General features: G+C 33.3%; 21 protein-coding genes, 1 pseudogene and 1 riboswitch. Of the genes and pseudogenes, 16 read left to right on the top strand and 6 right to left on the bottom strand.

All coding sequences use genetic code 11. The features are described from left to right. Window positions 1-45: 45 nt before the first annotated feature. Window positions 46-1848, bottom strand: coding sequence for a YgiQ family radical SAM protein (locus I0Q91_RS04525; RefSeq protein ID WP_270453147.1), 1803 nt, complete (start codon window positions 1846-1848; stop codon window positions 46-48). Between the two features lie 151 nt (window positions 1849-1999). Between I0Q91_RS04525 and I0Q91_RS04520 the strand changes: the two genes are divergently transcribed. The 9 genes and pseudogenes from I0Q91_RS04520 to I0Q91_RS04480 all read left to right on the top strand — a co-directional run bounded on the left by I0Q91_RS04520 (window position 2000) and on the right by I0Q91_RS04480 (window position 11439). After that, window positions 2000-3112 carry a cobalamin B12-binding domain-containing protein gene (locus I0Q91_RS04520; protein WP_270453146.1) on the top strand — a complete coding sequence of 371 codons (1113 nt, stop codon included), beginning with the start codon at window positions 2000-2002 and terminating at the stop codon, window positions 3110-3112. Then, a complete protein-coding gene (locus I0Q91_RS04515) occupies window positions 3112-4065 on the top strand; it encodes a diguanylate cyclase (RefSeq protein WP_270453145.1) in 954 nt (317 codons plus the stop codon). The genes I0Q91_RS04520 and I0Q91_RS04515 overlap by 1 nt, the downstream gene beginning before the upstream one ends. A gap of 130 nt (window positions 4066-4195) precedes the next feature. After that, a pseudogene (locus I0Q91_RS04510) lies at window positions 4196-4819 on the top strand (alanine:cation symporter family protein); the annotation flags it as partial. A 343-nt stretch (window positions 4820-5162) separates the two neighbouring features. Next, window positions 5163-7730: a gluzincin family metallopeptidase gene (locus tag I0Q91_RS04505; protein WP_270453143.1), complete on the top strand. Its 2568-nt coding sequence runs from the start codon at window positions 5163-5165 to the stop codon at window positions 7728-7730. Window positions 7731-7746: 16 nt separating this feature from the next. Continuing rightward, the gene (locus I0Q91_RS04500) at window positions 7747-8907 is read left to right on the top strand and encodes an alanyl-tRNA editing protein (RefSeq protein ID WP_270453141.1); all 1161 of its coding nucleotides are present in this window, start codon (window positions 7747-7749) and stop codon (window positions 8905-8907) included. Between the two features lie 15 nt (window positions 8908-8922). Then, on the top strand, window positions 8923-9561 hold the full coding sequence (locus tag I0Q91_RS04495; protein ID WP_270453139.1) for a TraX family protein: 639 nt from the start codon (window positions 8923-8925) through the stop codon (window positions 9559-9561). Between the two features lie 96 nt (window positions 9562-9657). Further along, window positions 9658-10104, top strand: a complete 447-nt coding sequence (locus tag I0Q91_RS04490) for a YaiI/YqxD family protein (RefSeq protein ID WP_270453138.1) — start codon at window positions 9658-9660, stop codon at window positions 10102-10104. Further along, complete coding sequence (locus I0Q91_RS04485; protein ID WP_345790953.1) at window positions 10100-11209, top strand: MBL fold metallo-hydrolase; 1110 nt, start codon at window positions 10100-10102, stop codon at window positions 11207-11209. Before I0Q91_RS04490 ends, I0Q91_RS04485 begins: the two co-directional genes overlap by 5 nt. Before the next feature lie 17 nt (window positions 11210-11226). Next, a complete protein-coding gene (locus tag I0Q91_RS04480; RefSeq protein ID WP_270453137.1) occupies window positions 11227-11439 on the top strand; it encodes a DUF3006 domain-containing protein in 213 nt (70 codons plus the stop codon). A 95-nt stretch (window positions 11440-11534) separates the two neighbouring features. Here I0Q91_RS04480 and I0Q91_RS04475 read toward each other — a convergent pair whose 3' ends face one another. Beyond that, the gene (locus tag I0Q91_RS04475) at window positions 11535-12455 is read right to left on the bottom strand and encodes an inorganic phosphate transporter (protein ID WP_270453135.1); all 921 of its coding nucleotides are present in this window, start codon (window positions 12453-12455) and stop codon (window positions 11535-11537) included. 24 nt (window positions 12456-12479) lie between these two features. Beyond that, entirely contained in the window at window positions 12480-13130 is a 651-nt protein-coding gene (locus I0Q91_RS04470; RefSeq protein WP_270453133.1) for a DUF47 domain-containing protein, read from the bottom strand. Window positions 13131-13377: 247 nt separating this feature from the next. Here I0Q91_RS04470 and I0Q91_RS04465 point away from each other — a divergent pair, with 247 nt between their 5' ends. Continuing rightward, entirely contained in the window at window positions 13378-14991 is a 1614-nt protein-coding gene (locus I0Q91_RS04465; RefSeq protein ID WP_270453131.1) for a single-stranded-DNA-specific exonuclease RecJ, read from the top strand. A 72-nt stretch (window positions 14992-15063) separates the two neighbouring features. Continuing rightward, a riboswitch (cyclic di-GMP riboswitch) is annotated at window positions 15064-15142 on the top strand. Window positions 15143-15209: 67 nt separating this feature from the next. Beyond that, window positions 15210-16094: a carboxypeptidase-like regulatory domain-containing protein gene (locus tag I0Q91_RS04460; RefSeq protein WP_270453129.1), complete on the top strand. Its 885-nt coding sequence runs from the start codon at window positions 15210-15212 to the stop codon at window positions 16092-16094. A 199-nt stretch (window positions 16095-16293) separates the two neighbouring features. On the opposite strand, the gene I0Q91_RS04455 is transcribed toward I0Q91_RS04460, so the two are convergent. Beyond that, window positions 16294-16743 (bottom strand): hypothetical protein, encoded by a 450-nt coding sequence (locus tag I0Q91_RS04455; RefSeq protein ID WP_270453128.1) that lies wholly within the window; start codon window positions 16741-16743, stop codon window positions 16294-16296. Between the two features lie 39 nt (window positions 16744-16782). Then, window positions 16783-17244, bottom strand: a complete 462-nt coding sequence (locus tag I0Q91_RS04450; protein WP_270453126.1) for a hypothetical protein — start codon at window positions 17242-17244, stop codon at window positions 16783-16785. Between the two features lie 607 nt (window positions 17245-17851). Here I0Q91_RS04450 and I0Q91_RS04445 point away from each other — a divergent pair. The 5 genes from I0Q91_RS04445 (at window position 17852) to I0Q91_RS04425 (ending at window position 22586) form a co-directional block, all read left to right on the top strand. After that, window positions 17852-18259, top strand: a complete 408-nt coding sequence (locus tag I0Q91_RS04445) for a hypothetical protein (RefSeq protein ID WP_270453124.1) — start codon at window positions 17852-17854, stop codon at window positions 18257-18259. Between the two features lie 81 nt (window positions 18260-18340). Next, complete coding sequence (locus I0Q91_RS04440; protein WP_270453123.1) at window positions 18341-19027, top strand: triose-phosphate isomerase; 687 nt, start codon at window positions 18341-18343, stop codon at window positions 19025-19027. A 148-nt stretch (window positions 19028-19175) separates the two neighbouring features. Continuing rightward, entirely contained in the window at window positions 19176-20120 is a 945-nt protein-coding gene (locus I0Q91_RS04435) for an ABC transporter permease (RefSeq protein WP_270453122.1), read from the top strand. 14 nt (window positions 20121-20134) lie between these two features. Beyond that, window positions 20135-20971, top strand: a complete 837-nt coding sequence (locus I0Q91_RS04430; protein ID WP_270453121.1) for an ABC transporter permease — start codon at window positions 20135-20137, stop codon at window positions 20969-20971. A gap of 19 nt (window positions 20972-20990) precedes the next feature. Next, on the top strand, window positions 20991-22586 hold the full coding sequence (locus I0Q91_RS04425; RefSeq protein WP_270453120.1) for an ABC transporter substrate-binding protein: 1596 nt from the start codon (window positions 20991-20993) through the stop codon (window positions 22584-22586). Window positions 22587-22783: 197 nt separating this feature from the next. Here I0Q91_RS04425 and I0Q91_RS04420 read toward each other — a convergent pair whose 3' ends face one another. Beyond that, a complete protein-coding gene (locus I0Q91_RS04420; RefSeq protein WP_270453118.1) occupies window positions 22784-25810 on the bottom strand; it encodes an MSCRAMM family protein in 3027 nt (1008 codons plus the stop codon). Window positions 25811-25880: the final 70 nt, after the last annotated feature.

Below are 25880 nucleotides of genomic sequence, written 5' to 3'. Positions count from 1 at the left end.
ACGGTTACCAGGTGGTATCTTTTAGCAAATTTCACAAAGTAATAATTATGCATATTTATCCTTGATTAATGCCTTGTCGTGGTTGCCAATTAAATCTTCTCGACCGGCTTTTTGCAATGCTTCGTAGACCAGATTATAATTTCTGGAATACCTATACTGGAGCAGTGCTCGCTGCATCTTCTTTTCCTTACGGGATTTTGGGACATAGACCTGTTCCATAGTTTTAGGGTCGTATCCGGTATGATACATTGTAGTTGATGAAGTTCCTGGTGTCGGATAAAAATCCTGGACCTGCTCAGGCTGATGGCCAATATCCCTTAAATATTCAGCCAGTTCAATTGCCGATTTCAGAGTGCTGCCAGGATGGCTGGAAATAAGATAGGGTACCAGGTATTGCTCTTTATCAATTTTATCGTTAATTCTATAAAACTTCTCCCTAAATTTATCAAAGACCTGGCTATCAGGTTTGCCCATTAATTCCAGGACCTCTGGTGAGATATGCTCTGGTGCCACTTTTAGCAGTCCACTCACATGGTGTTTGCAGAGCTCTTCAAAAAAGGTATCATCATTATCAGCCATTATATAATCAAATCTTAATCCGGAGCGGATAAAGACTTTCTTAACACCTTCAAGATTTCTTAAAGTTCTTAAAATATCAAGGTATTCGCTATGGTCGACCTTAAGGTTGCCACATGGCTCAGGAAAGAGACATTCTTTATCCTTACAGACACCTTTATGAAGTTGCTTTTCACAGGCCGGATTTCTAAAGTTAGCAGTCGGCCCACCGACGTCATGGATATAGCCCTTAAAATCATCATCAGCAATTATCTTTTTTGCCTCTGCAACAATTGATGATTTGCTCCGGCCAACGACCATCTGGCCCTGATGAAAATTTAAGGCACAGAAAGAACAGCCACCATAACAGCCCCGGGAGCTGGTTATACTAAATTTAACCTCCCTGATAGCCGGTACCCCGCCAGCAGATTCATATGCTGGATGATAATCTCGCTGATAAGGTAGAGAGTATACTAAGTCCATCATCTCCCTATCTAAAGGTTTAGCAGGGGGATTTTGAACCAAATAGCGATCTTTATGGCGTTGAATTAAGATGTTTCCCCGAATGGGATCTTGTTCATCAGACTGGATCTTAAAACTTTTAGCATACTTTCTCTTATCTGCTGCAACTTCTTCATAGGAATTCAGTTCAATTCCACCATAAAGATTGTCCTTATCTCCGATAATATAGCAGGTACCTGGAATATGTCGGATATATTCTATATCAAGGCCACTATCAAGATTCTCTGCAATTTCAACAATCTGTCTTTCACCCATGCCATAAACTAAGAGGTCAGCCCGGCTGTCAAATAAAATCGACCTCCTAACTTCATCATCCCAGTAATCATAATGGGCGAAACGTCTGAGACTGGCTTCAATTCCACCAATTATAATCGGGACATCTTTGTAAGCTTCCTTTAACCTATTGCAATAAACGATGGTAGCCCGATCAGGTCGCCTGCCAGATTGGCCACCAGGTGAATAGGCATCATCCCTCCGCTTCCGTTGATTAACTGTATAATGGCTGACCATTGAGTCCATATTGCCAGCAGTGACTAAAAAGCCAAGTCCAGGTTTACCAAGTTTTTTGAAATCCTCGATAGATCGCCAGTCAGGCTGGGCAATTATACCGACTTTAAAACCGGCATCCTCAAGTACTCGGGCTATGATTGCTGTTCCAAACGAAGGATGATCAATATAGGCATCACCGGTAACTATTATAAAATCCAGTTGTTGCCATTCTCTTGCTTCCATATCTTTTCTATTTATAACCATAAACTGGTCACGATTCATAAAATTACACTCCTAATTAAATTACTTAAAACAATAATGTAGATTGTTTTTAATTATATCATTTATAATAATTCTCTACAATTGCAGGTATTTTTGATTATTTAGAGAAATAAGATAATAGGCCTGATTAATCATGAGAGGAGATATAATTATGGTTAATAATAGTCAGCTTGATATTTCAAGTCTACCTGATATTCCAAGCGAAGTTGCTAATGAATATAAAGATAAGTTAAATCTAATTATCAATAGAGTTAATAATACTTTGAATAGTAGAGATGATATTAATAAATTAATCGGTTATAATTCCTTAAGTACCATGCATGATCTCAATGAAAATAATGCAAAATTCATGAGTAATCTTTTCCAAATTAATGACTATCAGCTATTTAAAACAACGTTACCCTGGGTATATAAGGCTTATTATAATCAGGGTTTCAGTTATAAATATTTCCGGGTTGAAATTAAGGTCTGGATTGAGGCAGTTAAGGAATTCATAAAACCTGAGTTCAGAGAAGAGATAATAGCTGTCTATAAATGGATTTTAGATAATCATGAAAATATCATTCAGCTTTCAAAAGAAGTAAAAGTAAATAATGAAGAGATTCCTGAGAAATGGCAGAAGACATATAGCCAATTTTTACAGTATCTTTTAGCTGGAGATCATCTTGAAGCAGATAAACTATCTAAAGAAATTATAGAAACAAAAGAAGATGCTAGAGATTTTTTTGAATATGTAATTAAAAATGCTCTTTATGAAGTTGGCGAACTCTGGGAAAATGGCAAAGTATCAATAGCAGAAGAACATATGGCTTCTTCAATTTCTTCAAGAGTTCTCTCAAATATTTACATGAATTTTTTAGATAATATTTCCGAAAAAGGTAAGATTGTAATTACATCAATTGCCAATGAATTTCATGAGCTAGGAGCAAGAATAATTGCAGATTCTCTGGAATTAGAAGGTTGGGATGTTAAGTATTTAGGGGCAGATACTCCTTTAATTGATTTAATTAAGTTATTGGTCGACCATAAGCCATTTGCTCTAGGATTATCAGTTTCTATGAGTTTTAATTTAGAAAATCTTATAAATGCAGTTAATAAGATTAAAGCTACTCCAGAGCTTGAAGATTTAAAAATTTTTGTTGGTGGTAAAGTCTTTAATGAAAATCCTGGACTCTGGAAGAAGACTGGGGCAGATGGATGGGCCAGGAATTCAGAGAAAGCAGTTGAGATTGTAGAAGATTGGTGGCAGGAGGAGAATAAATAATGATAGAAAAAATTCATCAAAATTGTCCTCATCCATTTGACACCTATCTTGACAGGTTAACTAATAATATTATAATTTTTTATGATAATCAGCAGAAAATATTAGAATTTAATCAGGGGTTTAAAAAAGCAGTTAATATTCCTGAAGAAAAGTTATATAATCAAACACTGGAAAACATTTTTACTGGTAATAGCATGGAACTATTAAGTTTTCCAACAAAAGAAAATTATAATAAATTTAATTTAGAATTAGATCAAAATATTACAATTAAAAAAGTGGAAAAAGAATATATCTGTCATATATTCAAGTTAGAAAATTACTATTGTCTGATCGGTGAAGATACAGGTTCAGAGGGAGAAGAAGTTTTGAATAAGATATCCAAATTAAATAATGAGTTATCAAGTATTACCAGAGAACTAAGCAAAAAAAATATGAAATTAGAAAAAGCCAATCAACGGATTAAAGAACTTTCTAGAAAAGATTCACTAACAGATCTCTATAATCGACGAGCCTTCATGGAATATTTTGAAAAACAGTTAGCTCAATCCCAGCGGCATCAGCACAGATTATCTTTAATCATTGCAGATATTGATGATTTTAAAAAAATTAATGATACATATGGCCATTCTGCTGGAGATGATGTTTTAGAAAGTTTAGGCCAGTTACTAAATCAGGAAACTAGAAAAGAAGATATGGCAGCCAGGGTTGGCGGTGAAGAATTTGCAATTTTACTCACCAAAACTGATACAACTAATGCATGTAATTATGCAGAAAGGTTTAGACAGAAACTTAAGAGTATAAAATTAGAATCTATTCCAGAGACTGTAACTTTAAGTTTTGGGATAACTGCAATAAGACCTGATGATGACCTTGATAGTCTTTATAAGAGGTCAGATGAAGCTTTATATAAAGCCAAAGAAGCTGGCAAAGATCGGATTGAGATTATAGAATAATTATAGAAATTAATTGCATTAGTCGTCTAGCCTGAAAAATGGCTAGATTTTATTTTGTATATATATTTATTATATATACAATTCTAAAAAAACTTAAAATTTTTAAATTTAATAACCCCCTTGACTTAATGTTATTGGTGTTAGTATTAAGCAGACATTTAGATATGGTATTGCCAGAGGTTTATTTTCTAATGAAGCTGGAATGGGATCAACTCCTCAGGCTCATGCAGTTGCTAAGGTTAAGCATCCAGCTCAACAGGGTTTAGTTGGTATTTTTGGAGTTATTTTTGATACATTTATTGTCTGCACAATGACAGCAATGGTTATTGTTACTACAGGAGTTTTTGAAGCAACTGACGCTAGAGGAGCAGCTTTAACTCAGGCAGGTTTTGTTGAAAGTTTTGGAAATGCTGGAGAAAACTTTATTGCAATTGCATTATTCTTTTTTGCCTTTACAACTATTATAAGCTGGTATTATTTTGGAGAATCAAATATAAAGTATCTATTTGGTAAATCAGGATTAACTCCTTACAGGATAGGCGTTTTATTATTTGTAATTGTTGGTGCAACTCTTGAAGTTCCAATAGTCTGGGAAATGGCTGATACTTTTAACGGAATAATGGTCATACCGAACTTAATTGCCCTAATAGGAATGGTATCATTAGTAGTTGATATCTATGATGATTATGAGGATAACTTCTTAAAGAATCAATCAGCAAAGTATGAAAATAAAAATTATAAGCAGGCTAAATAAAATATTAATTATATAATAAATTAATACTACTAAATTGGCAGGGCTAATTACCCTGCCTCTTTATATTATTACCTACTTTAGGTTTTTTAGCAGGAATTAGAGGAGAAAACGAGAATTATATAATAGATAGAGTGATAAAATGAAAATAATGCATGTAGTTTAAATTACTGGTAGAGAATGCTGAATCAGGCTTTAGAGGCAATTCAGTTCAGATAGAATATAGTTAATAGGTATCTGATTTTGAGTGAAATTAAATCTCTATAATTTGAATTAAATAAAACCAAAATAATTTTACTTATATCTATGAATCAGGGTAGTAGAGATGAAGGAGGAGGTAGGAGGGGTGCTGAATCAATTAAGAAGAAATTTTATTCTAATAGTATTTATATTATTTCTTATTGCCTGTATTTCTGGGAACAGCAGTGCAGCCAATATATGGAACTGGCAGAGTTATGAAACAGACCATTTTGAAGTATTTTTTCAAGAAGGTTATCAGTCTCAGGCTATTGAAACTCTTTATTATTTGGAAAAGCATCGCTCTGAAATTGCAGGATTAACAGGGAATGAACTTGACTATAAAATAAGTTTAACCCTTGAAGATATTGGACTTTTTACAAATGGTTATGCCAACCCTGTCTTTAATAAGATGGGTATATTTACTAATAATCCTGCCAGTATTGCTGGCAGAGCCACTTATGAAAATTGGTTGAGAAGACTGGGGATTCATGAACTTACCCATATGGCTCATCTCCAGAATCTTTCTGGAGGCAGCAAAGTGACTACTAGAATATTTGGTGATATAATGTCACCTAATATTCATAGTCCTCTCTGGTTGATTGAGGGTCTGGCCATCTACATTGAGTCTCAACAGTCACCAGCAGAAGGAAGGTTAAATGGTGGCTATTATCGCTGGTTTGCAAACAGAGCAGCTGCTGAAGAAAGTTTACCAGAATTAGAGGAGATAATTTATAATCATAATTATTTTCCTGGAGGCCAGCAGTATTTATATGGTGCTGTTTTTATTGATTATCTTGCCAATCAATATGGTGAAGCTAAGTTCTCTGAATTATTTAATACCTATGGTGCTTATTACTGGGCGGCAATCACTGGTAATTTTTTCCCTGGGATTGGACTGGATAGAGCTGCTAAAGAGGTTTATGGCAAGGCTTTTTCAGAGTTATATCAGGATTTTAAAGAATTTCTTATCGAAGATAATTGGGATTTTGAATTTTCAGGTCAGGAAATTTTATCTAATGAAAATGGCTATCTGTCCGGGATGACATCTAAAGATGAGAGCTTATATTATTTTAAATCCAATAGTTATAGTTCAGCTCCATTTGAATATCACAGGATTAATCGGCTGATAGAATTTGATTTGATTAAAGGTCAGGAGAAAGTTCTATTAGAAACTGTAGCAGGTATTCATGGTGGCATAGAGGTTCAAAATGGTTATGCTTATTTTCTTTTAGGTGATAGCAAGTCTGGCTATCCAAATATTTATAATAATACCAGAGGTATTGTTACTAATTTATATCGATTGAATTTAGAAACTGGAGTTAAAGAAAAGCTTATAAGAGATGAAATTAGAGATTTTGCTGTATTAAATGACAGCATATATTTTGCCACTGCCAGGAAAGATAATTATGGCTCATATGTATATCAATATAAGGATCGAAAAGTTGAAAAGGTTGGCTATATTTCAGAGTTAATCGGAGAATTAAAAGCCTATCAGGATATGCTAATAACGGTGAGCAAAGGTAATCAGTCTGCCTGGAATATTAATTTATTGGATCCTGAGAATCTTGAATTGAATCCGATAGTGGCAACTAAAATGCCTGAGAAACAGATAAGTATTGCTGGAGATATTATTTATTATGTAGCTAATTATTTTGATTATGAAGCCATTTATAGTTATGATTTAAAGTCAGGCAAATCTTATCAACTAACAGATGATATCTATGCAAGAAATCCAGTAATTGCAAATGATCAACTTTATCATTTAAGCTTTAACCTGGATGGAATGGCGATTTATAGACAGGATATTAATGAAGTGAATTATGACCAGGCAAGACCTGTTGAAAATTTAACTGTTGGCTCGGAAATTAATTATGATCTTGCTGAGGTTGGCCAGGAGCTTAGAGTAAACAATGGGTTCACCAGTAATATAGGTTATCTATTAAATCCTGAGGTTAGATTGTTGCCAGTATTTATATATAGTGAAGATGGAACCGGGCTTAATTCTTATCAGTTGAGTTTAAATCAGGCAGGAAGCTTTGATTTTAATATTACCAGTAGATTGCTGGCACCATTAACTATTAGCTATAATAATTTTGGTCAGGAATCAGGGAGATATAATCAGTTGAGATTTAATTATCCTCTGTATCGTTCTAATTTAAATGGCCTTTCAGTAATTGATCTTTTTTATCAGACTGATTTTAATTATCATAGATTTGGTTCAGGAATTGGTTTTAGGTATCCTGGCCACCGACTATCATTAAATCTTCAGGCAAATTTCTCTGGCCAGGAATATTTTGGCCGCATAAGATATCAGAAACTTTTTTCAAAGGGCAGGTTGACTATTGATACATCATTAAGTCAGGAATTAAAGCCAGGCTATTCTGCCAGAGAGTTTGAGGTATCAGGGAATAGTGGCTATAAAATAGGCGCTGATTTAACATATAAATTAATTGAAATTCACCAGGGAAGTTGGAATCCAAATATATTTTTTGGGGATCTTTTTATTAAACCATTTATTGATTATCAGAGTTATGATTATAATCTGTTAAGTGGTGGATTTGAGCTACTATTAGAAACAGGAACTGCCAACTGGTTGCACCTGGTTCCTAGGCTTGGGCTGGCAGCCAGTTCTGAAGAGGTAAAGACATATTTCGGTTTAGAACTTAAATTTTAATATCTGAGGTGTGAAAATGACAGAAAGATTATATTATAATGATTCCTTTAAACAGGATTTTAAAGCAAATATCATAGATTATTTTGAAGAGAAAGGGAAATATCATATTAGATTAAATAAGACTGCTTTTTATCCAGAAGGTGGCGGACAGCCAGCAGACAATGGAAGTATAGGAGAGAGTAAGATCAGTTATGTTTATGAGGATAGTGGCAAGATATTTCATGTTGGGGATAAACTACCCTCTAAAAAAATCGATTTGGATTGTAAGATTAACTGGGAAAGACGTTTTGATTTAATGCAGCAGCATTCAGGTCAGCATCTTCTTTCTGCAGTTGCAAAGGACTTATATCAGGCAGAAACAATAGGTTTTCATTTAGGAGAATCAAGCCTTACTATTGATACAGATATTAAACTTGCTCAGAAAGAGATAGAAAAGATTGAAACTAGATGTAATCATTTTATATACAAAAATAAGGATATTTCAATTGAATATCCTGGTGACAACGAAGATGATATCAGGATTGTAAAGATAGCTGGCCTCGATAGAAATCCCTGTGGAGGTACACATCTTAAAAGTACTGGTCAGATCGGAATCATTTCAGTAATTGGGTCAGAAAATTATAAAGTAGGTACCAGATTTCATTTTTTGTGTGGACAAAGAGCAGTTGAAGATTATCGTTTCAAAAATAATTTAACAGCTTTTTTAAGAGATAAACTATCTGTTAATAATAAGAAAATTATAGCTGAAACTAATAGGTTATTAGAAGAACTAAATAATAAATCAAATACAATAGATAATCTTAAAAGCCAACTTTTAAAATATAAAGAAGCTGAATTAATTAAGGATGCAGAGGAGATAGGAAAGTATAAACTTATTATTAATAGTTTTGATAATCTCGGGTTTACAGAAGTCCAGGAGTTGGCCAGTTTGCTTGTTTCAGTTAATCAGCGAATAGTAGTTTTCGGGCAGCAGGATGGCAAGACTGCAAGAATGATACTGGCAAGATCAGAAGATATAGCTGAGTTTAATTTGAACCCAGTAATTCAAAAAGTAATGCCTATATTGGATGGTAATGGTGGAGGACAGCCCGATTTTGTTCAGGGAGGAGGCAGTAATCCAGATAAATTACCAGAAGCACTAAGTAAGGTTAGAGAAATTATTTTAAAAAGTATCTAAAAAAGAGATGATAGTATGAGCTCATTTCAGTTAAAGATAATAGCTATTACAACAATGTTAATTGATCATATTGGTTATGTTATTTTCCCTGATCTTATTATTCTGAGAATCATTGGAAGACTGGCATTTCCGTTATTTGCTTTTTTAATAACTGAAGGTTATTGCCATACTTCAAATTTTAATAAATATCTGGCCCGGCTAGCTATACTTGCAATAATATCCCAATATCCATTCTGGCTGGCCTTTGGTTTTGATTCTGGATTAAATATATTTGTCACTCTAGCTTTAGGATTAATTGCAATTGCTCTTAGTGATAGATTTGGAAGTATCATACCAGTTGTATTGCTAGCATCTCTGGCAGATATTATTGGTGCTGATTATAGGTTTTTTGGTGTTTTTTTAATCTACTTTATTCATCATTTCAGGTATGATTATAAGTATATGTTAATATCAGTAACAGGTTTATATGGATTTTTTTATTTATTTATTGGATTAATGAATCCTGGAGATTCAACATTTTATTATATTCAGCTTTTTGCTCTTATTTCATTTATTCTGATAAAATTTTATAGTGGTAAACAGGGGTTAAAATTAAAATATTTCTTTTATTTATTTTATCCTGTTCATTTATTAATTCTTGGGTTATTCTTTTGAACGTAAGTAGTTTATAATAAGTTAGGAAAATTATAAAATAAAAATTTTATTATATTATAGTCCTAAAAAAATTAAAATTTGGCAATAGAAAGTCAGGTGATAGGAATTAAGATATTAGTCGATGGAGATGGATCTCCAGTAATTCAGATAACTGAAAAGATTGCAAAAGAATTTAGCTATAAATTAATTATTTTTACTAATTATGCCCATCAGATAGAATCTGATTATGCTAAGATTAAAAAGTTAGATATAGAATCTCAGTCAGTTGATATGGAGATAATAAATAGAGTCGAAGCAGGTGATATAGTTATCACTCAGGATTATGGACTGGCTGCTCTGGTTTTAGGAAAAGGAGCTACTGTTCTCAATAACTCAGGCAATAGATATACTGAAGAAAATATAGATAATCTTCTGGCTAAACGCCATTTATATGCTAAAATGAGGAGAGCAAATAAACGTCACCCAACTCATAGCAAGAGAACTCCAGAGGAAGATAAAAATTTTAAGAAATGTTTAATTAGGTTATTAGAAGGGCGGGATTAATATCTTTAGAAAAAATAAATTTTTAATTTTAATATTCGCACTCGCATTTCTGCTGATATTCAGTTTTAATGTTGCAGCAGAATTAACAGTTCATTTTATCGATTTAGGCCAGGGAGATGCTATTCTCTTGCAGCATCAAGAAGGTGATACAGTTTTAATTGATGGTGGTGATAGATTTGCCAGTGTTGAAGAGAAATTAATTTCATATCTAAATGAGGCCGGCGTTGATAGATTTGATGCGATTATTGCTACTCATCCTCATGCTGATCATATTGGAGGTTTATCTGCAGTAATTGAAAAATTTCCAGTTGATGCTATTTATGATAGTGGTAGAGTCCATACATCTCAGACCTATGAAGATTATTTACTTTTAATAGATGAAAAAGATCTTACTTTTAAAACGCCTAGAAGAGGAGATAAAATAGAACTGGATAATCTGACATTTGATATTATTCACCCTGGCGAAGATACAGAAAAATATAGCTTGAATGATTCTTCTATTGTAACTTATCTTCAATATGATCAGATATCATTTATATTTACCGGTGATATTGAGGAATTTGCTGAAAGAGAAATCTTAGGTACTGGTATTGATATTTCGTCAACTATCCTTAAGGTGGCTCACCATGGCAGCAGAACTTCTACTAATAATTATTTTCTTGAAGCTGTAAATCCTGAAATAGCTGTTATCCAGGTAGGCGAGGATAATAGATTTAATCATCCAGCGCCAGAAGTTATAAATTTACTCGAGAAAAATGATATTGAGATTTATAGAAATGATTTAGATGGTGATATAATTGTTAATACAGATGGGGAGTATTATTCTATTGAAACAAATAGATTAAATCAAGATGATTTAGATCAAGCAGAGGAATCTGAAATAAGCGAACCTGAAGATTCAGAAACTAATTATAGCCAAATTAATATTAATCAGGCTTCTAAGTCTCAACTTGAATCACTCTGGGGGGTTGGACCTGTAACTGCTGATAATATTATTGAATATAGAGAGGACAATGATGAGTTCCAGACAATTGAAGAAATAAAAGAAGTCGATGGAATTGATTCAAACAAGTTTAATAGATGGAAAGATCAAATAACTATATAATCCAGGAGTTGTATATTATGAAAGTAACAGTCGATAGGATTGAAAATGGAATTGCTATTTTATTAATTAGACCAGAAGAGAAATATAGTTTTGAAATACCAGTTGAATATCTTCCAGAAAAGTCAAATGAAAGTGATATTCTTTCATTAGAATTTAAAAAGGAGATAAGTGAAACTGAGGAAGCAAAAAAAAGGGTGAAAAATCTTATTGAAAAATTAAAAAATAAATAGCAAAACCCCATCTGAGGGTACAGATGGGGCAAATGAAAATTACTGATGTTATTATTATAACACTAACTATAATTTATGGCAAGTAGTTTAATAAATTATAAAAAGATAATATTTAAAATTATCCCAATTAAAAAGGCAACTGATGGAGTTCCAATCCAGCCAAAGAGAATTTTTTTAGCCATTTCAAAATCCATCATATTAGTGCCTTTGACCAGACCAATCCCTAATACTGCTCCAACAATAGCCTGGGATGATGAGACCGGTATACCTATTCTAGCAAAGATATAAAGTGTTATAGAATGAGCTATGACTGTTATTAAAGCAGTTAATGGCGTTAAAGCAGTAATTCTTCTGCCAATGGTTTCCATGACTCCTCTACTAAAAAATATACCAAGTCCAATAGCCATACCACCTATAATACCAGCAAGTTCTGGTTCAAACATGCCAGCTTCAACAAATACACCTACAACATTGGCGACATTATTGGCCCCTAATGAATAGGCTCCATACATTCCTGCCAGTACAAGTCCAACCCTAACAAATGTCTCAAAATATTTAAGATTATTAATTCTATGTTGTACAAATATTGAATATAACTTATATAGAATAAAAGAAATCACAAGGCCTCCAATCGGAGTTAATATCCATGCAAATAAAATTGGTATAAGTGGCGAAAAGTCAACAGTTCCTGTTAAGATGTTGCCACCAATTATGGCTCCAACAACAGCCTGTGATGTTGACACTGGCAATTCCAGTACGGTCATTAAAGTAACAGTAAGGGCAGCAGCCAGTGAACTTAAAAAGGCTGTTAAAAGTGTCTGTTCTGCCAGGCCACCAAGGGTTTCCATGCCTCCAGCACCCTCAAGACCAGAACCGATAATAACAAAAATTACACTTAATAAAGCAGCTGTTTTAAATTTAAGAGCTTTAGTAACAACAGCAGTTCCAAAGATGTTGGCTGCATCATTTGCTCCAAGAGTTCCGCCTAAATATACTCCAGATAAAAGGTACCACATAGAAATTCCCCTTTCTTAGCTACTCTATCCTCGTCTTACTGAGATTACTATCTCTATTACATCTCCAACCTTTTCAATAACATCTGCCAGGTCAGATATATTTTTTATCAGATTTCGATGGGAAAGTTTACTGGCCGTATCTAGATCTTCATTCTGCCCAACACTTCTAATTAATTCTTCTTCTATATCATCAAGTTTAGATTCAATTTCTTCAAGTTGATGGGCATAGACTAAAGCCTGGTCCATATCTTTAAAGAGAAGGTTTAAACCTTTAGTTAATTTACTATATTGTTCTAAAAGCAATTCTTTCATCTCTTTAGTTTTTTCAATTTCAAGATACTCAAATTTTAAGCCAAGAAAGATTATCTCATCTATAATATCTTCTGAAAAGTCAGCTATATCATCAATAGATTCAATTAAGTTTAACATATCACTTCTGGTATGGGGCATTAAGCTACCGTTTAAAATGCTAGTAATAATATCCCGTCTTTTCTCATCTGCTTTGCTTTCATATCTATGGACAATACTGGTAAGCTCTTTAACCCTTTCACTTTCTCCTTCTTCTAAATAAAGAAAAAGGGCTTCAAGAGATTTTGTCATACAAACCCCAACCATTTCACCAAAATCAGCAAAATCAGATTCTAGCTTATCGAAATCACCAAATAATTTTGCCATACTTTTATACCTCCTCTAAATTTTTGAAATAAAAAACCTTTTTGACACAGAAATCCAGCGGAGAATTTACTGCTCAAAAAGGCCTCTCTAATATCTCAACCTAAATATTTAAATTTTTTAACAATTTACTTGCTCAAATTATACTATAAGTATTATTTATTTGTCAAGTCTTTAAGATTTTTGCTATCCAATATATTTGATGTTATATTATATTAATAGAAATAAAACTTATTAATTGGAGGAAAAGATGAATTATCAAGAGATAGCAAAATCATATAATTTAGATGAAAGTATTAGTAAAATATTAATAAAGCGAGGCTTTAATACCAGAAAGAAGTTAAATGATTTTTTTAGTCCTTCTATAGATAAACTTCAGTCTTATAATGATATTCCAAATATAGAAAATGTGATTGACTTATTAAAAGAACATATTGAACATGGCTCAATAGTTATTTTTTGCGATTTTGATTGTGATGGTCTGACATCGGCTGCTATTCTTTATAAGGCAGTTAAAAAATTTGATTCTAGAGCTAATATCAAAATATTAAGTGGTGATAGATATCGGGATGAATATGGGCTTTCAAAAAAATCAGTTGAGTTAATCAAAAAAGAATTAAAGCCATCACTGGTTATAACCCTGGATTGTGGTATCTCTAATCAGATAGAAATAAATGAGTTAAAAGATGATAATATTGAAGTTATAGTTATTGACCATCATAAAAATGACGATTTAGAGAGTTTGAAAATTTTAGGTGATAATTTTATAGATCTAAAAGTAAAAAGTGGGAATTATCAATTTAAAGAATTCTCTGGAGGAGGAATTACCTGGAGAGTAGGTCAGGCTTTATTAAAGGAATCATTTGATGAGGTTCTTGATCTTGTAACTCTTTCTACTGTCGCAGATGTTGTTCCACTTGTAGGTGAAAACAGATATATTGTTGCTGCCGGTCTAGAAAAATTTTGTTCAGGCGATATAAATCCTGGCCTGGATAAATTAACTTCTTTTTTGTGCCAATCACCTGAAGCAATTACTGCTTCGGATCTGGGTTATCAGATAGGTCCAGCCATTAATGCAACAGGAAGACTGGGATCGCCTGAGCCTGTTCTTGACTTACTTTTATATGAAGAAAGAAAACCAGCCCAAGATTTAAATCAACTTGCTCATCAATTAATTTCAAATAATGAGAAACGAAAAGAATTAACAGATAGAATAATGGAGATAGTTGATAAGAAAATCAAACCAGAATTGAATGTGATTTTGGTTAAGGGTAAAATTTTAAGGGGGCTAGTTGGTTTGATAGCCGGCAAACTTTCTAGCAAATATAATAAACCAGCTATTGTTATTGATAGTCAGACCTTAAAAGGAAGTGCCAGAAGTATTGAGCCTTTTGATATTTATGCGAATTTAAAGAGATGTCAGCAAGAAGGTATGTTAGAAGAAACTGGAGGTCATAAGCTGGCTGCTGGTTTAAAATTAAAAGCTGGAAGATTTAGAGACTTTTTTGAAAAAGTTAATCAGCTAGCAGAAGGTATTGAGTATAAAAGGGAGACTTACGATCTTGAATTAGATTTAGATAGGGTTAACTCAGATTTACTTGATAGTCTATACAGACTTGCTCCCTTTGGGCATAAAAATAGACATCCTGTTTTTTTATCTAAAGATGTTGAAATAGATAATCCTAATTTAATTAAAGAAAGACATTTAAAATTTGAGTCTAATGATATTGAAAGCATAGGATTTTATATGGCTGATAAGTTTGAGAGAGTTAAATCTGGTTATGCTGATCTCCTTTATCAGCCAGAATGGACAACATTTAGAAATAGAACTTATATTAACTTGATAGTTAAGGATATTTATTAATAATATAATTAATTTAGCCTATTGTTTTTTATAATTATTCATATTATAATTATTTACAAATAAAATATTTACCTGAGATAAAGGCACTCCTGTCGAAAGGCAGGTTCGCAAAGCTAGATACCCTGATAAACAGGGTGGTTCGGCTACCGGAGGGATTAATTTACACTACTCTTCGGAGTAGTTTTTTGTTTTTTATGGGCTTTTTTAAGGAGGATATTATGAGAAATATCAAAAAAATTGTGTTTTCTATCATGGTTTTATTTGTTGTTTTTGCAATTACAGGCTGTTCTTCATCCAGTGATATAGTTACTTTTACCGGTGATAGACCTGTTAGAGGTGAGGTTAGTGGTACAGTTGTTGAAACTTTCAGTGACGATAACCCTGTAGAAGATGCCAGGATAGTGAGAACAGACAGTAACTCAGTAACATACTCAGAAAGTGATGGTAATTATAGATTAGAAGATGTTGATAACAATACTGAAATTACAGTAACAAGAGACGGTTATGAGCCTGTTTCAAGAACAGTAGAAGTGGAAGAAGATGGCCAAACAATTAACATAAATTTTAGATTATATAAAGAATATAGTGAAGATGATGAATCAGATAGTGATAATGGAAATGAAGAAAGTACAATAAGTGCAGATTTGCTATTTGAATTAAACTGGCAAGAAGGTGTCGAGGACCTTGATGCACACTTAATAGTTCCAGATAGTAATGATTCCAGCCAGGAAGGTTATCATATTTATTATCAGGATCAAGGTTCTAGAAATAGTTATCCCTATGCTGAACTTGATCAAGATATTTTAACTTATGAGAATAATGAACCTGAAACTATTCGGATTGAAAGATTATATGAAGGTCGCTATATATATTTCATTAAAAACTTTTCAATGTATGATTCAGATAATCGAGAAGATGTACCAGAAATAAGTGATTCTGAAGCAATGGTTCGCGTTCGTGAAAACGGTGAATGGACTGAATATGAAGCTCCTACAGATGAAAATGGAATGCACTGGCATCTTTTTGATATTATAGTTGATGAAAATGGATATGAAATAGATTATATAAATGAATTTACCGATGATGAACCAGGGTTAGACTAGAATTTTTAATAAAACCCCTATTACTTAAAGAGACAGGTTAAAACCTGTCTCTTTACTTTTTTTTTATTAATTTTTCAATCTTTTAGTGGAGATAGGATAATTCAGGCAGTTAGAAATGCAGTTAAATAATTTAGATAAATTAATTTATTAAAATGAAACCTGTAGAACCTAGGTTCTACAGGTTATGGTAATTAATATTTTATCGACTAACCATTATTAATGTTTCTCCTTCTTGCCACCATACTTCAAGAATTTCATCTTCATAATTGACTCCTGCTTCCAGGATAATCATACAATGAGCATATCCTGCTTCACATGCATTAACAGAAGCATATAAGATATCATTAGATTTAACCTGGAAAGTTTGTCCTCCAGGGAAATTTAAATCAGGATTTTCTCCAATCCCTGAAAGATCAACCATCAATATCTGTTGTAAACCAGACCCAAAATCAAATGAACCTACTAACAATGTTCCAGCTCCAGTACATCCATAATCTGCAAGCTGTGGAATTAATTCTACCTTATCAACTAATAAAGACTGTACTCTGGTTGGTAAGCCTCCGCCTCTTGTTACAATTGCATAAGAATCTATAGCGCTGAACACAAAGACAATTCCAATTATGAAGAGAAAAAGAATAAATTTCTTCATAAGATTTACCTCCTAAATGCAAATGTTTTGAAGAAAATATTACATACTGGTTAAAACTAAATTGCCAACCTCCTGCCACCAGACTTCAAGATTTTCCGGAGCAAATACTTCTCCAGGTTCTAAAACCATCATTATATTAGAAAAACCTTCTTCACATGGTTTAACAGATGTATATATTTTATCATTATACTTTATATCAAATGTCTGGCCTCCAGGCACTCCTAAATCAACATTCTCTCTTAAGCCAATTAATGAAATCATTATTATATGCTGCTCACCTGAACCAAAATCAGCAAGACCTACCATTGCTGAACCTTCTGCAACACATCCATAGTCTGCATATTGAGATACGAGATCTATTTTTTCAACAAGCATAGCTAAATTATCATCGACAATAACAGTTCCTCCACCATTAATAGAGACTCTCTCAATAGCTAATACATTGCCATTTAAAAATGCTACAATCCCTAAAACCAATACCAGTATAATTACCTTTTTCATTTTTGTTCCCCCCCTTGGAATAATTAAATATAAAGTCTTTAGAAATCAATATATTCTGACAACTCTACGCGCAAATATACCATCCAGGGGCAGACTCTTCATAATTTCCAGACATATATATTACCATATTAATTATACCATCCAATTAAAGGTAATCAGTCATATTCAGGTCAAATCCAGGTCATTTTTTAGTCAATTCTTAGTCTTATTTCAGTCATATATTTTGATATTTTGTTTGAAATATTATATTATAACTTTAGGTTAATAAAATCCAAAAAGTTAGTTTCTGGAGGGATTAATTATTAAAGATCCTAAAAGAATAGAAGATCAAAACGTAGAAAGAGATAAATCAATTCCTTTTATTATTACAAGTTCATATTTTTTATCATTTCTTTTTATACGCTTAGCAGTAATAATAGCAGGCTCTGCTGGAAGTGCTGCATCCCAGGCGGTTAAAGATGGTGAATTAAGGTTTTATGTAGGCACAAATGTTGTTTTATTTGGTTATCATATTCATCATCTGTTTTTTGGTATATTATTAATATGTCTGGCCGGCTGGTTTGCTATTGTAGGATCTAATTATTTTAGTAAAAGGGATACTGCATTGATGTATGGAATTGGAATGGGTTTATTTATGGATGAAATTGGCCTGCTTTTATCCTGGGGAGATTATTGGTCCAGTACAACTTATATTCTTGTTTTATTGCTGGCTGGTATTTTCCTTAATATAGTATACTTCCCGGATTTTTGGGCAGATGTAAGAGGGCATTTATCATATGTAAATCCAAAGAGAATGACATCGTTAGGTGCTGGTAAGAGCTTTGTATTAAGGAGGGTTGATATATTGGCAGAAGAGACAAGTAATACTAGTAGAGTTAGTTTAACATTTTCAGGAATACTATATATAGCAGTAGGTGTTTTGGTACTGGCTTTTCCAGACCTGGTCTATTATTGGGTAGCAGGTGGTTTTTTGTTACAGGGTCTAAGTTCACTTGTACAGGCCTGGAACAGTTAAATATAATTATTTTTGCCTGGCAACATGCCAGGCAATTTTTATGTTATAATAATTCTATAAAATGTAATTGAGGTGTAAAAAATGGAATCTGAATATAAATTAAATTCACCTATCTTTTATGTTAATCCTAAAGCCTATGTATTCGGTAAAGAACTTTTAAAGTTTGCAAAAGAGGCAGATAAAATATCAGCGAGATACGATATACAGATAATTCTTTCACCACAGACAACAGATATTCGCTTGATTTCAAATAACACAAATCATTTATTAATCTTTGCCCAGCATATTGATCCATTAAATAAAGGGAGAGGACATGGTTTAATTCTTCCAGAAGCAGTAAAAGAAGCAGGGGCACAAGGAGTTGTTTTAAATCACGGGGAATATCAGCTTAAATTTTCACAGATATCCAAAGCTATTAATATAGCTAAAAATTTAAAATTATTAACCCTTGTTGCTGGAGAATCATTATCAGAACTTGCTGCTTTATCCAGATTGGATCCAGATATTATTCTTGCTGAGCCATCAGAATTGATAGGAACTGGAAAAAGAAGTGATGAGAACTATATAAAAAAGTCCATTAAAATTATTAAAGATATTGATCTTGAGGTAAAAGTAATGTATGGAGCTGGAATAAGTTCAGGAGAAGATGTTAAAGATATAATAAGTTTAGGCTCTGATGGTGCTGGGGCGGCCAGTGGAATTTTTGAATCTGATAATCCAATAAGAGTACTAGAAGAATTTATTTATGCAATGAATAAATTGGTTTAAAATTTAGTTTGTTAATGAAATTATTGACAGGAAATTATTTTTATGATAATATTCAATAATAATAAAGATTACTAATAAATAAGATGAATTAATAATTTTAAACATATCATTTATTATAATAACGATTTTTCAGGAGGTGAAGCCACTTTTGAAATCATATATTCTTAAAAGACTAATTTCTTTAATCCCTGTGATTATTATTGTTGCCATAATTACATTTTTTATAACTAATTTAATGCCTGGAGACCCAGTTAGAGTTATTTTAGGAAATATGGCAACAGAAGAACAGGTTATACAACTTGAAGAGCAATTAGGATTAGACCAACCTTTAATATATAGATTTATAGATTGGTCAGGAAATATTATAAGAGGAGATTTAGGAGATTCACTATATTTAAACTCTTCAGTTAGAGTAGCAATAATTAGTCGGCTGGAACCAACTTTTTTAATAGCTTTAATGGCTCAATTCATGGGAGGAGTTTTAGGGCTTTTTTTCGGTATCCTGGCTGCTGTAAACCATAGAAAGATATTAGATCAACTTTCAATAACAGTTTCTCTTTTAGGAATTTCTGTCCCGAGTTTCTGGCTTTCAATTATTCTTATATTAATTTTTTCTGTATGGTTAAGATGGTTTCCAGTAAGTGGCTATGAGCCTTTAGCAGAAGCGGGCCTTTCCACCTTTAGATATTTAATTTTACCGTCAACTGCTCTGGCTTTTATGCAAGCTGGAATTATTGCGAGGATAACACGAAGCTCAATATTAGACACATTTAAGGAAGACTATATTAGAACTGCCAGGAGCAAAGGGCTTTATCAGAGAACAATAATAATAAAGCATTCATTAAGAAATGCAATGGTACCAATTATAACGGTAATTGGTCATAATTTTGCTATACTTTTAGGTGGCACCTGGATAATTGAGACAATATTTTTTATACCAGGAACTGGTTACCTTGCTATTAATGCTATCATGAGAAGAGATATACCTGTTATACAGGGTTGTATTATTTTTGTTGCCTTAATTTATATTACTGTAAATTTATTAGTAGATATAAGTTATGCTTTTTTTAACCCCAGAATTAAATATAGTTAAGAGGGGTGATATTTTTGTTTTTCACAAACCTTAGTAAAGTCATTAAAAAAACAAATTTTAAAATAGCACTTATAATTATAATAATCATGTCTTTTCTGACAATTTTTGCTCCAGTAATTACTGAATTTAGTCCACTTGAGAACAATAGCAGAAATAGGTTACAAAGTCCATCATTAACTCATTATATGGGTACTGATGAATTTGGAAGAGATATTTTTGCTAGAGTATTATATGGAGCAAGAAATTCAATTCAGGTAGGTATCTCAGTTGTTTTTCTGACAATAATCTTTGGTGGGATAGTAGGTATAATCGCTGGCTATTATTCAAAACTAGATAATGTAATAATGCGAATATTAGATGGACTTATGGCTTTTCCAGGTATTATAATTGCAATCTCGCTTGCAGCAATTTGGGGAGGCGGTAAATATAATATTATTATTGCTTTGTCATTCTCATACTTTCCTAAAATGGCCAGGATAGTAAGATCATCAATTCTTAGTATAAAAGACTTAGAATATATAGAATCAGCTAAAGCCATTGGTGCCAGTAACTCTCGAATAATATTCAGGCATATTTTAAAGAATTCAATTTCTCCAATTATGGTCCAGGCTTCATTTAATTTCGCCAGAGCTATTTTAGATGAAGCCGCTCTAAGTTTTTTAGGAGTTGGAATAATGCCACCTAATCCAAGTTTAGGCGGTATGATATCAGATGCAAGATCATTCCTGTCAGTAGCCCCATGGATAATAACATTTCCAGGTATCTTTATTGTAATTATTGTCTTGAGTTTTAATTTGATAGGAGATGGTTTAAGAGATTTATTGGATCCTCATTTACAAAATAACTATTAATTATGGAAGGGTGACCAACATGGAAAAATTATTAAAAAGAGGGATGTTTTTATTTCTGGTATTAATGCTCACAGTATTATTAATCCCTAATAGTGCAGAAATAGTGGAAGCCAGTGAGCATGAAGACAGGTTTGGAGGAACCATGAATATAGCACAGAAAATGGCAGTCTCTCATCTAGATAGTGATAACTCCACTGACTGGCTTATTACTTCAATGATGAATCATGTCTATGAAGGACTCTTTGAATTTGATGAAAACCTAGAAGCCCAGCCACATCTGGCTAAAGATTATGAAATAACTGATGAAGGCCGCAAATATGTCGTTGAGTTAAGAGAAGGCGTTTTATTTCATAATGGTGATGAGATGACAAGTGATGATGTTATAGCTTCATTTAATAGATGGCTTGAAGTCAATGGAGCTGGAAGTACTGTTGCTCCTTATTTTAAAGAAATAGAAAGGGTTGATGATTATAATCTAAACTTTATATTTGAAGAACCATATGCTCCTTTTATAAATATTCTTGCCTCTCCAGTTTCCAATCAGAAATTTGTTGTAAGACATCAGGATATCATTGAAGAATTTGGTTCTGATGTTATTACAGAACATATTGGGACAGGACCATATAAGTATGTAGACTGGATTCCAGATAGAAATTTAAGACTTGAAAGATTTGAAGATTATCAACCAAGCCCCTTAGAACCGTCATATTATTCAGGAGAGAGAATTCCTTATATAGAAAATGTAGTTTATGAATTCATAACTGAACCGACAGTTAGAGTTTCAGGTGTTCAGACAGGTCAGTTTGATTTTGCAGAAGAAGTGCCAACTGATCAATTTGAAATGTTTGAAGCTAACCCTGATATTGAGCCAGTAGTTATTTATCCAGATCAGATGGCCATGTTTATAATGAATAATGCTAAACATCCTTTTAATAATAAATATGCCCGCCAGGCAATGGTGTATGCTCTAGATTTAGAAGAGTTAGGTTATTCAATGATAGGTAATCCAGAATTCTGGCGCCTTGAAGCCTCACTCCACGAAGAAGGTAATCCATGGCATAGCAGCAGAGCCGGTGAGGGTATTTACAATAATTATGACCCAGAAAAAGCAGAAGAACTATTAGAAAAAGCCGGTTATGATGGAACACCTCTGGTTATCTTAAGTGGCCAGGATGATAGAGTAGAGCGCCAGGGAGCAATAGCAATCAAAGATCAATTAGAAAAAATCGGAGTAGAAGTAGAGCTGCAACTCTTTGATAGACCAACAGTTGTTGAAAGGCGGGCCAGAGAAGATGGCTGGAATATTCATTTATCGACATTTTCCAAAATAGTACCTGATCCTCAGATTCATCAGGGCTGGACTGGTACTAATAAGTGGATTTTAAACTGGGATGATGAATATTCTGCACAGATGGATGAGATCTTTGCCAGAATGATGGTAGAAACAGACTATGAAGCAAGATATGAGATAGTCGAAGAATTTTATGATTTTATGTGGGAGACAGTCCCATACTTCAATATGTTAGACTTTAGCAGACTGAATATAGTAAATAGTTCAGTCCAGAATTTCCAGGAAGCCTGGCAGCCCTTTTTCTGGAATATCTGGTTTGAATAAAAGATGAATTAAAGCTAATTAAATCTAAAGAGACCAGCCCTTATTGGGCTGGCCTTTTTATATGCTATAAATGAAAAAAGCCATCGGTTCAACCAATGACTCCTTCCAATCTATTCCGAAAAATCGGAAGATAGATATAATATACTATATTAATTACCTAATGTCAATAGTTTTTTTAATAGTTATTATCTTCAGAATCAATTAACCTCTAAAGGTATCTCAATATTTTCAATACTCAAATCTTCTGGAGAGACAACAACATCAATAATAAAATCGCCAACTAAATTAGTTTCAACAGGTAGCGAATCTCTCATTATTTTGAGAGTATATTGACCAAGTGGAAGATTGCCTATATAGAAACTGCCATCGTTTCTGGTAAAGACAGTTCGATTAATTTCTTCAACTTTTACCTCAATCCAGTATAGAGGCAATTCGTCACTAACTTCAAAATCAGAAGTTTCCTCATCAATAACAAATTGGCCGCTAATTGAACCGTATTTGGTTAAGCCATACTCAACATAGATATTTTCATTTTCTCTTAGCTGAATCAGTTTATTATCTGTTACAACTCTATAATCCTCTGGTAGATCTCTCAAATCAACGCCAACTTCATATAAGCCTGGCCTGATATTTTCAAATATAAAGTAGCCATCTTCATCAGTATCACTCCGTGATCTATCTCTAAAAAGAGTAACTCCCTCAATCAAAGGATCATCTTCATCTCTAACTCCATTCCCCTGCAAATCAAGATAAACAACTCCTCCAATAAAAGAGTCATGGTTTCCACGGTTATATTTCTGCCCTATTACATCATCTCTTGCAAAACCTAAAACCTGACTCAGTGAAAATGAAATTTCATGGATAGGATTATCGCTGGTTCTTGAAGAATACCTTCTGCTTAAACTGATAGAACCCTCAACCCCGGAGAAGAGATGTCTGATATACTCTATTTTTGCTCTTTGCTGGGCAACTTCTCTCTCACCAAAAGGAGCAATATATTCAAGGTCAAGCTTAAATCTCCAGTCATTTTCCGGGCTCCTATAGTCTAAACCAGTCTTTCCACTTAAATAACTTTCTTCTGGCAGATAAGTCCTCTTAATACCGGCATTTAAAGTAATAGTTCTAGGCACATTATATCTAATAGATAATTCTAACTCATGTTTATCGCTACTACCATTATCACCGATCTCAGTTTCAGTAGAAGCACTGGCAGTTATAAAAGTATATTGCCCGGTTCTTAGTCTGGCCCTTAAGTCAACCCCATAAATATCATTAATTCTTTCACCTTCGAACCAGATAAAAGAAGTCTTAACATCGCCACTTAAAACTAGATTATCAGTTATATTACTGCTAATATTAAAGTTCAGAGAAGCTTCATCTTCTCTTTTATTAACTGGTTCAAGCTGCTGATCAAAAAAATCTATATCAGAGAAGATATAAATCACTTCCCCGCCAACCCTTGAGGAACCAATAAAAGCCCTACCCTCAACGATTATATCAAACCAACTTCTTCCACTCTCGGTTAAATCAATATCATCCCAGTCCACCTCTAAGCTCTGCTGGCCGATCTCAGTAGAGATTGTAAATGAATTTCTGGCCCTGTCTCTATAATCAAAAGCCAGATTAAGCAGACTCATATCAAAATCTTCCATATCAGCAATAGACCTGATATTATGGAGATTCAAATCCATCAGCCAGTTTTCAGAGATATCATGCTGGAGATTAACCATTAAATTCTGGCCGGCATCTGCCTTAGTATTAGCACTAACAATTGGTGGCACATAAGACAGCGAAGCCTTAATATGCCCATTCTCTCTGGTGTAGAGAGTACTGGCCCTAACACCATGATCAATAATACTGACATCACTGCCAGCAAGCCATTCTGCCATCATTACTAATTGTAAATCTTCAGGTCTAATAGCTATTCTAACTAGACTTCCAGCATCAATCCCCTGATAAACAGAATCATCAAAAACCCTTTTAGCACCTACTTCCCAGAATAAAGAAGTATTATTAGAAAGGGCATATTTAAACTGAAGACCTCCAACCTCAATTATTGATTCAACAGGAGCAGATCTATTATAGTTTCCAATTGTAAATAAACCTTCATTTCTGCCTTCCTCATAAATATTTAAACTTCCAGCAACTTTTTTAACTATCTCAATTTCATTGTCTTCAATATCTATAATCACAACTCTAAAAATATTAGTTCTCTCAACAGTTAAAGGAACATTCTCAAAGTAATACTCGCTTTCTCCTTTATATATATAAGCTTCATCAATTTTTCTTTCATTAACATAGAGAGATACAGTACTGCCCTCACTGGCCTCGCCATAAATAGAAGTATAGGCTCTCCTGTCACTTTGCTGTATCAGCGGGTATTGTAGGTGTAAGCCACGAATATTAGGCCTTCCTAATGTCTCAGGCAGGTTAAATCGGTTATCTCCAATAATAATCAGGCGGTCATTTTCAGGGTTTTGAGCCCTCAATAATGGATAATCAAGATTAAATTCTTCAGCTTCAAAATCATATTCTAAAATCTGTTGGCCGGAGAAAGCCCAGTCATCTAATCGTCCATGAACATTTATAAGATTATTAAATATCAATCTGCTATCATTAACATCATCTTCAAACCTATAATCAAAACCTATCTTATATTGAATAGAGCCAATAGAAAAATAAGGCCCGGTGATATCAGGCTCTATAACCGGTTTCTCTGGTCTAACCCTTATTCTTGGTTCAGTAATTTCAGGAATCTCTTCTTCAGGATAATCAAAATCCAGGATCAACTCCTGCCTTCTTGGCTGCCAGTCAACTCTTAGATTAAAAAGGTATTCAATCAAACCTTTAGTTACAAAGAAATCTGCCTCTAAAAGCTCAGGCGGTTCAATCGACCATTCTGGAAACTCATAATAAATCATAAACCTTAAGTCAATCACAACAGTTCTGTCATCTAATTCATTATAGACAGTTAAAAGTTCTTCTTCTCTATTATAACTCAGGTCAAGCTCCAGCCATCTGGAAAGCGCAACAATTGGTATTAAAATATAATCTTCCATCTCTAAAATTTCAAATAAATCATCCTGTCCAATAACCTCCCCATTAGAAACTATCGATAAAGTTACACTGGTCGGGTAGAGTTCAGCTCTGGCTGAAATTTGAAAACTAAGGATAATCACCAGAACACAAAATATTATAAGATGTTTTTTAGATAAATATTTCAATTTTATCACATCCCCACTTATTTATTACAACTAATAATACAATTATACAATAAAAACTATTACCATTAGT

This window comes from Halonatronomonas betaini, assembly GCF_015666175.1.
GTDB lineage: Bacteria > Bacillota > Halanaerobiia > Halanaerobiales > Halarsenatibacteraceae > Halonatronomonas > Halonatronomonas betaini.
Note: the sequence above shows the minus strand (reverse complement) of the source record. Positions and strands in the feature narration are given on the sequence as shown.

What these genes read in the sequence shown, in the direction of transcription:
- I0Q91_RS04465 (WP_270453131.1), top strand. Translation starts at nt 13,378, where the DNA reads ATGAATTATCAAGAGATAGCAAAATCATATAATTTAGATGAAAGTATT.
- I0Q91_RS04445 (WP_270453124.1), top strand. Translation starts at nt 17,852, where the DNA reads ATGTATGGAATTGGAATGGGTTTATTTATGGATGAAATTGGCCTGCTT.
- I0Q91_RS04460 (WP_270453129.1), top strand. Translation starts at nt 15,210, where the DNA reads ATGAGAAATATCAAAAAAATTGTGTTTTCTATCATGGTTTTATTTGTT.
- I0Q91_RS04515 (WP_270453145.1), top strand. Translation starts at nt 3,112, where the DNA reads ATGATAGAAAAAATTCATCAAAATTGTCCTCATCCATTTGACACCTAT.
- I0Q91_RS04495 (WP_270453139.1), top strand. Translation starts at nt 8,923, where the DNA reads ATGAGCTCATTTCAGTTAAAGATAATAGCTATTACAACAATGTTAATT.
- I0Q91_RS04470 (WP_270453133.1), bottom strand. Translation starts at nt 13,130, where the DNA reads ATGGCAAAATTATTTGGTGATTTCGATAAGCTAGAATCTGATTTTGCT.
- I0Q91_RS04520 (WP_270453146.1), top strand. Translation starts at nt 2,000, where the DNA reads ATGGTTAATAATAGTCAGCTTGATATTTCAAGTCTACCTGATATTCCA.
- I0Q91_RS04500 (WP_270453141.1), top strand. Translation starts at nt 7,747, where the DNA reads ATGACAGAAAGATTATATTATAATGATTCCTTTAAACAGGATTTTAAA.
- I0Q91_RS04425 (WP_270453120.1), top strand. Translation starts at nt 20,991, where the DNA reads ATGGAAAAATTATTAAAAAGAGGGATGTTTTTATTTCTGGTATTAATG.
- I0Q91_RS04455 (WP_270453128.1), bottom strand. Translation starts at nt 16,743, where the DNA reads ATGAAGAAATTTATTCTTTTTCTCTTCATAATTGGAATTGTCTTTGTG.
- I0Q91_RS04525 (WP_270453147.1), bottom strand. Translation starts at nt 1,848, where the DNA reads ATGAATCGTGACCAGTTTATGGTTATAAATAGAAAAGATATGGAAGCA.
- I0Q91_RS04440 (WP_270453123.1), top strand. Translation starts at nt 18,341, where the DNA reads ATGGAATCTGAATATAAATTAAATTCACCTATCTTTTATGTTAATCCT.
- I0Q91_RS04480 (WP_270453137.1), top strand. Translation starts at nt 11,227, where the DNA reads ATGAAAGTAACAGTCGATAGGATTGAAAATGGAATTGCTATTTTATTA.
- I0Q91_RS04475 (WP_270453135.1), bottom strand. Translation starts at nt 12,455, where the DNA reads ATGTGGTACCTTTTATCTGGAGTATATTTAGGCGGAACTCTTGGAGCA.
- I0Q91_RS04450 (WP_270453126.1), bottom strand. Translation starts at nt 17,244, where the DNA reads ATGAAAAAGGTAATTATACTGGTATTGGTTTTAGGGATTGTAGCATTT.